We start from the raw sequence: 7,758 nt of genomic DNA on the forward strand, positions 1-7,758 counted from the left end.
CGCCAAACAGTGCAGTCCGACCAGGATACATTGAAACCGGCCGGACGTCCGCGAATTCACTCTTAAGCAGATACGTAGAAGTGATTCGGTATAACGACAATNNGCCGGAACTCGCAAAGCCTCGGTCCGGCCTACAGTTCGCGGCAGTTTCGCCAGATGATTCCTGCAGACCTGCTTATTCAGAGCCAGCGTCGGTTTCCGCTGGCGCGACGGGAGTCTCTTCCATCAACTTCTGTGCCTGGATTTCGTCACGCAACTTCTCGAGAGCTTCACGTCGTTCATCGGCGGTCATATAGAATTGGTATCCAACGTCCTCAAGGTTGATGTTCAGCATTTGTTCCAGCCCTCGCCCGACAAACTGACGATTGATCAAAAAGGGGTCATCCAATGCATCAACCAGTTCGTCGATTGCCCAGAGCGATTTTGTCCGAAACAGTGTGTCTGCTCCGATCAAGCGAACCGACGATTTTCGGCTCGCGAGCCAACCTTTCGCAACGGGACTATCGCGATCAGGATACGACTTGGAAAGCTTCTCTGCTGAGAAGGTTTTCCCATACCATTCTTCGAGATGAGTTAGTGTCCAGTCGATCGGCTGTTCGGTGTGACACATGTTGCACGCGTTGGGATGATTTTTCTCGATCATGGCGCTGTTGGTCGGTGAGAAAATGGTGTGTGTGCGTACAACATCCTGCATCCCTTCGTTGATCCGCGGCATATGACAATTCATGCAGCGTGACCCGCCGGAATCCAGTTTGTGATGCGTATGTGCCTGAACAGCATCGGGGTCTGTGAACTGCTCGTGACAACGGATGCATGACTGGTCATCTTGCGTCGGAGTCGGTTTCCACTTTTTCCCGATGCCAGTGTGTGGATCATGGCAATCGATGCATTTCAATTCGGAATAACAGCTTCCTCGGGTTGCATCGGTGTATTCGGTGGAGTTCCAAGTGGCCATCCCGCCGGCGTATATCGGGCGGCTCCCGGCATGGCAGCGACCGCACATGTAATTGACATTGAGATGCGTGCGGCCAAAGTCCTTTTCTTCCAAGCCTTCCAATCGTAAGTGCGGACTTTTGACAAAGAAGTCCGGCTTGTTGCGTTTATCCATCACATGCGCCTTGTTGCCCATATGACAAGCCTCGCAGCTGATTCCCAAGTTGACCGCCTTGTCTGGAGCTTCCCACTTTCTCGTGACTTCGATCATGTCCATCAATTCTTTCTGCGGAATGTCAGACGGACGCCTCTCAGTTCCCAGGACCGCTGGATGCTCCGCAGTTAAGTAGTCGGATACCGAAAAGTGGGCTTTGTGAGGGAAGTGCATGCCAAGAACATCGGGACTTTTTACAAACAAATCCGCCAGTGGAAAGGTCGTGTGGCAGTCATTGCATACACTGTATGGCACGAAACCGGGTTTCGAGAACGGATCGAGTCGCCGGTCGGAAGGCCATTGATCTTCATCTTTCTGCGTCAGTGCATCATCATCTCCAATTTGATGGACGTGAACGATCGGCACCCACTGACGCTCATCCATCCAGTAACCAAACGGCAGGACGTGATCGGTTTTGTAGAAATCATGATCCGCCGGTTCGGGGCCCTGGATCATCTTTCCCACATAGTACTGCGTGAATCTTGAGCCAATGGTTTGATTGATGGTGTAGACACGCTTGATGCTGTCACGTGTCAGCCTCATTCGAAATTCGTCGTCTTCCCGATAGAACTCACCAAGTCCGTCAAAATAATTGATCGTGGAGTTGCCAGAGAAGTCGCCTTTGACTGTCGACTCATTGGCGTAAGCGTTCATGAACCGGTGCGAGTGAGTTGCCCAGGATGCATAGTTCTGAGCGTGGCATTCGCTGCAAGATTCCGGGCCCGAGTAATCGTCTGGATGGATGTTGCTCTTTTCGACCGATGTATTGATTGCTGTGATCGTGCTTGGGGGATGGTCCGAGATCGGAGTCCACCAGGCGGTCAGTCGACCAAATCTGTAAGACAGTGATTGAGCGTTAGGCTTTGAAAACTTATGGGTTTCAATCGGATCCGTTGCCATTTTGACGCTCGATGCCGCAATCAGATTCAGCATCAACACCGCGACGAGTGCCACGACGATGACTCGGATCCGTAGGCGTAGTTTCGATGACCCAATTGGCTCATCACGCTTACGGGGCTCAGGTGCATCGTAATGGTTCTCCGATTCGCTCATGAGCTTTCCCATTTGGATGTACTCATCCTATCGATCAGCACTACCACAAAAGTACGCTGCGAGGAAGATATGGTGCAGCGAGAGGACGCCTGCAAGAATGTTATGTTATTCAGTTGGAGTTTCGGCTGAGCAACTTCGCTGCCGCAATGTTGTGGTGCAGTGATATGGATGCTGCGTTCATGTGCGAACTGAATTTGGCGACCATCTACGCGAGTCACAAGTCGCGATGTGTTCGGTCCTTGAGCCCACACCACTCGATGAGTTATGAAAGCGTTTGGAAATATGTCCGGGTCTAAGCGGTGTGAGTCGCCCGGTCGCTTTACCGGAGGGCTCGTGGGCTGTTGATCTTGTTGTTTCGAAAAGTTTAGTGAGCCGACAGCGCTAGCTGCGGGCCTCCAATGAATTTGTCCTCACCGCTAGGCCCGCGGCTAGCGCCGTCGGCTCATTAAAACAGCAGCCTGCACGCCGTTAGGTCCCGCGTTACCGGACGGCTTGCGCCATTCCGCTACTATTGAAGTTCCGCAGTAATCAAATCGACGCTCCATGCGTTCACGCCGTGTGCGTTACTGGCATTCGGGTGGCCACTTGCTCAAGGACCAGGAAGTCAATTCACAGTCTTTGACCCAGCCGAACTGATCGCGTGACATCGGACGGCTCATTGTGGAATCTTCACACTAATCCATGCTGGATAGTGGAGATCTGAGGTCCCATTTGCGATCACCGAGAATCTTCGAGTTGCTCGACTCAAAAGAGCCACATGTCAGGCCATGCACCACCTCAAAGTTGAGGCGGTCAACCATCATTGGGCTGTGTGCTCCAACCCAAGCAGGCCGACGAACAAGATCACCCGAAATGTTCTTTGCTGGCCGCATGGACCAAGGTTGACATTGCCAGCGATTAGGCTGGCACGACAAATGGAAGCATCGTACCGAATGCTAGTGGGCTAACCACCTGACGCGGTTTCTTCTTCCAGCCTTCGATTTTCTGCTTCATAGGCTTCGAGGTCGGCTTCGGTCAAATTTTCGGTAGCCACGGTGGGCTCGTCACCCCCGCAACCGCTCATGAACGAGCAACCCACGAACACCAGCAATAACATCAACAAGTTCTTCATTCTAATCCACTATCCAATTAGGCGAACAAAAAAACACCGCAGGACGTGGTGACGTCCTGCGATGATTGATCCAACGGATCGTCAAATACTAAAACTCTTCCTCAATGGTTTCCTTGCTGGCGGCGGTTCCAAGAGCTCCCCAAAGTCCGTAGGGACTCTTCGATCCCGGAGCTTGAGCACCAGTGCCGTTAAGCCATACGTTGCCAGCTTGTGAATTACCAGCTTCGATGGAATCGGTGATGAACTTGACAGCACCATCTCCCATCAGGACGTGACAGCCGCCTTGGTGCTGGCTGGACATGGTGCCCAGGGCGACCAAGTCATCAAAATTCTGACGACCACACAGCTCTTTGTTCGGTGGCAGAATCGTGTGAGCCCCGCTAAACATCACGCTGACGTCGGCCCAGCGGAAACCACGCGATCTTGTGTCGCGGTCTGGGTTTGCGCTCCAGAACTGCGGCTTGTTGGGATTGATCTTTCCGCGGCACAGTTCCGGATTATCACGAAGGCTCGCGATCGAGTCGTCATTGCCGCCACCGCTTCGCCGGATGCTACCGCGAATATCCTTGTCTCGCAGATAGGTGATGATCTCACCCATCGCAATGGTGTTTGAGAGGCCATCGAGGCAATCGCGGAATCGGCCTTTGTTGTTGAACATTTTGAAGAAGCCTCGTTGCGCGGCTCGGTTGTGCTGCGCCGCTTCGCTGGCAGTTCCGCCGGTGATATCCGCATGAGCATACATCGAACACATCCAAGTCGAATCGCCCAAACACGCTGCGTAGTTGGTTCTTCCTAACGCGAAGTTCGTCGTTCCGCGTCCGGGAAGCGACTTGCCGGGGTCACTCGGGCAACGAAACGCGGGAATCGTTGTGGCCCACGGTTCGTAAGCTGGGGTGTCGGGAGTCGGTCCCATCGCAGGCCAAGTTCCACCCTCATTATTCGGGTTGGAGATTTGTTCCCAAATCGCTTGCTGCTCGATGAACGGCGTAATGCCAACCAGCATGCTCAGTTGCGAATTGTTATGAGCCGTTCCGTTGCTAGCGCTGACGCTCTGGTAGCGGTCCACGTAATTAATGGGAGACGTTTCGGTGGTTCCCATGGTGCCGCCACCGTGGGTGGGAAGCCGTTTGTAAGCGGAATGGTAATTGTGAATTGCCAAGCCGATTTGTTTAAAATTGTTGCTGCAACTCATCCGGCGAGCCGCCTCTCGGGCTGCTTGAACCGCCGGCAGGAGCAGCCCTACCAATACGCCAATAATGGCGATCACAACCAACAGTTCCACCAATGTGAAACCGTACTTCGTTCTAGAAGCTTTCATCAAATTACCTTCGAAAATTTAAAAAGGAAAAAACGGAACCGGTATTAGGTTCCGGCCATTTGAAACATCATTCGGGATTACCAAATAGAAAATGTTTCTCGAACGTGTGAAGTCAGAGCGAGCGTGCACGACACTCGAATCCGAAATCGGTCGTCGACTCAGTACGAGCGATCGTCTCCCCGATCTGACTTGCTATTCCTCGAATGAGTCATCCATGGGATCAGCCTGATACCGCTTGGTCTCTTCCATCATCTCTGGATTGTCCGCAACAAAGTTTGAGATTTCGTCCCCAGACGGTGCACTTGCTCCGCTACCGCCACATCCTGAGACTGCGAGGCTAGCGACGCATAGCACGGCGGAAAACATAATAAAACGCATCATATTCGTTTAACACTCTTAAGAAGGGGGGGTAAAATTGACTGAAACGTATTGCGAAGGGCACCGTGAAAGTGCCCCGCAAAAGCTCTCTCGTTCAAGCACGAGAGAGCGTCTGCCACGACCAGGCCTTGCCTGACCTAAAACTCTTCTTCAATGACTTCAGCGCCTTTGCAGGAACCCAAGGCACCCCACAAACCAAAGGGGCTTTCGGATCCAATGTCCACGCCATTTCCAACAACCCGAGCGTTGGGGTCTTGCGAGTTACCCGTGTCGATTGAGTCGGTGATAAACTTCACGGCTCCATCAGCCATCAGGACGTGGCAGCCACCTTGGTGACGGCTTGCCGCGGGCAAAAGGCCGGCACCAAGAGCGTCTCTGGAAATGCAAAGCTCACTGTTGGGTGGGAACATTTCGATCACGCCCGTGTAGAGACAGATACCCGCGGCCCATTTGTAGCCACGCCCGTGCTCGGCTCCGCCGACTCGTCCGATCGAGCCACTTGAAAGCCCGAAGTCATAGAACTGGGGACGCTCGGGATCGATCAGAGCTTTGCACTTGTTGTGATTGCCACCGAGCAGGTTCGCACCAGAACGTCGAGATCCGGGACCGGCAGAGTCACCAGCGGGTGTCGAACGTTTGTCGTTGTCGCCAAGGTCCGTGATGATCTCAGCCATGCAAATCGTGTTGGCCAAACCGTCTGTGATGTCACGGAAAGCCCGCCCTGTAAAGCGAGCGTTGAAGAAGCCACGCCCAGCGCCTTCCTGTTGCCGGGTCCAAGATTCTCTGGATCGACCGCCGGAGAACGGAACCTCACCGCTGCGATTCAGCCCGCTACCGTCCGCCCGCAGAAACGAGTCACCCAATGACGCGCCGTAATTCGTGCGTCCCTGGGCGGGAAGGCCGACTCCTGGATCACTCGGGCATCGCAACGTCGGAATGTTGGTCAGGAAAGGTTCATAGCCACCGAAGGCGGCGTGATGCGCGAGGGTCAAGTCAGGGTAGGGCCCAAACGGCTGGATAATCTCACTGGGATTGCCAGAATTTCCAGTGTCATAAGGGTTGGAAATTTGTTCCCAAAGCGCCTGCTGCTCCATAAAAGGCATGATCGCAGGGATGTGGCTCAGGTTAAAAAGATTGTTCGCGGTCGGTGGGGTCCTGGGGTCCCCACCGTTCTCAAACGTCCCTGCGCAATAAGTTGGGATTTGGTTGTAAGAGGAGTGGTAATTGTGTACTGCCAAGCCGATTTGCTTGAAATTGTTGCTGCAACTCATCCGTCGAGCTGCTTCGCGAGCCGCCTGTACGGCCGGGAGCAGAAGCCCCACTAATACGCCAATGATGGCGATAACGACGAGGAGTTCTACAAGCGTGAACCCCAATCTTCTTTGTCTTTGGACCATTATCTTTCGTTCTCCAAAAATAGCTAAAAAGCTTGCGTGCGTCCCTTAACGGACGTTCCTAGGCCGTTGCCTGGCCTTTTATGGAGGCGGATTGGCTTATCTAAACAAAGATTCGATTTATTTATTGCGAAAAGTCTATATCTGCGAAACTTTCATTCGTTCTAGCGGTTTAAGCGGTTTTTTGTGTGACCTGGGCTTCAGATTGAGCGTTTCGCGGGTGGTGGTGACGCGAGAAATGAGCGGTGCTGCGGGGTGGATGGTGTTTGACTCCGCTGGAGGGCAGCGATGGTTGCTGTTAGCGAACGTCCTGTGCTTCCAGGGGTGGTCCCGGCGGCTAAGCGGAGGCTAGCTCGTCCACAAAAATCGACTTGATTCGTCGGTCGCCTGGTCCCCGATGAGCAACAGGAGTGATGAGCAGCAGGAGAGGCTTGTGCTTAAGCGGATCGGCAACTTCATGGCGAAGTTTCATTGGTACAGAGAAACTCTCATGTGGCGCAGCAATACGGCAATCCAATGCAGGAGACGGTGCATTCCCAGTTGGAAATTGGGCATTCCTTCCGTTCGCTCCGCTCGGTCGTGTTGATATCGAGACGGGGTGCGGTCGAGAATCTCGAGTAGCCAGCTCGAATGATGCGAATCCGAATAGCCGTGATGAAGAGGTGTGGCTATAGGGTCAATGGGCGTCAAAAAAATTGCCCGCTGATCGCGGCTGGCTTCGCGGAAGCGTCCCAATAATTGTTGAAAGTTGAGAGATGGTCTCCCGGAGGGCAGGATCTGCCCTTCGCAATTTTCCAATTTTCGTCGGGTGCAACCGACGGGGAGACCATCATGAATGAAGTTAGTCTTTTGCAATCTCTTGGGCAAGTTTCAGCGTCAGANNCATCCGTGGCCACGTCCGCGAGATGGTCAGTGAAGTGATCGCTGCTGAAGTCACACAGCTCTGTGGCCCCAAGCACGCACCGCGCGAGGGTGATCACTATCGAGCCGGAACCAGTCCCGGACGCCTTCTTTACGAGGGCGAACGGGAAGAAGTCGTTCGGCCTCGTGTACGGCGCAGGGGCGATGACGGGGCCAGTCACGAAGTCGAACTGGCCACTTATCGAGTGGCGAAGGATCCCAGTCAGTTGCAGACGCAAATCATCCAGGCGATCGTGTCCGGCGTCAGCAGCCGATCGATTGAGGACATCAAGCCGAATTCCCCGGGAGTCAGCCGGTCGAATGTCTCGCGATTGTGGAAAGAGGTGGGCCACAAGTTCATCGAAGAATTGCGAGGCAAGGACTTGGGGGCCCAGAGCTGGTGTGTGCTGATGCTTGATGGGGTTCGCTTGAGTAGCGATCAGACTGCAGTCGTCGC

General features: G+C 53.7%; 5 protein-coding genes and 1 pseudogene. 1 reads left to right on the plus strand and 5 read right to left on the minus strand.

Annotation, left to right across the window (positions count from 1 at the left end):
• Window positions 1–175: 175 nt before the first annotated feature.
• The 5 genes from NB063_RS03730 to NB063_RS03750 form a co-directional block, all read right to left on the minus strand.
• Complete coding sequence (locus NB063_RS03730; protein ID WP_250927399.1) at window positions 176–2,212, minus strand: hypothetical protein; 2,037 nt, start codon at window positions 2,210–2,212, stop codon at window positions 176–178.
• 931 nt (window positions 2,213–3,143) lie between these two features.
• Window positions 3,144–3,311 carry a hypothetical protein gene (locus NB063_RS03735; protein WP_250927400.1) on the minus strand — a complete coding sequence of 56 codons (168 nt, stop codon included), beginning with the start codon at window positions 3,309–3,311 and terminating at the stop codon, window positions 3,144–3,146.
• A gap of 88 nt (window positions 3,312–3,399) precedes the next feature.
• Entirely contained in the window at window positions 3,400–4,629 is a 1,230-nt protein-coding gene (locus tag NB063_RS03740) for a DUF1559 domain-containing protein (protein ID WP_250927401.1), read from the minus strand.
• 192 nt (window positions 4,630–4,821) lie between these two features.
• Complete coding sequence (locus NB063_RS03745) at window positions 4,822–5,010, minus strand: hypothetical protein (RefSeq protein WP_250927402.1); 189 nt, start codon at window positions 5,008–5,010, stop codon at window positions 4,822–4,824.
• Between the two features lie 134 nt (window positions 5,011–5,144).
• Entirely contained in the window at window positions 5,145–6,404 is a 1,260-nt protein-coding gene (locus tag NB063_RS03750) for a DUF1559 domain-containing protein (RefSeq protein WP_250927403.1), read from the minus strand.
• Between the two features lie 735 nt (window positions 6,405–7,139).
• Here NB063_RS03750 and NB063_RS03755 point away from each other — a divergent pair.
• A pseudogene (locus NB063_RS03755) lies at window positions 7,140–7,758 on the plus strand (transposase); the annotation flags it as partial.

The sequence above is a fragment of the Aporhodopirellula aestuarii genome, assembly GCF_023701485.1.
GTDB classification, from domain to species: domain Bacteria; phylum Planctomycetota; class Planctomycetia; order Pirellulales; family Pirellulaceae; genus Rhodopirellula; species Rhodopirellula aestuarii.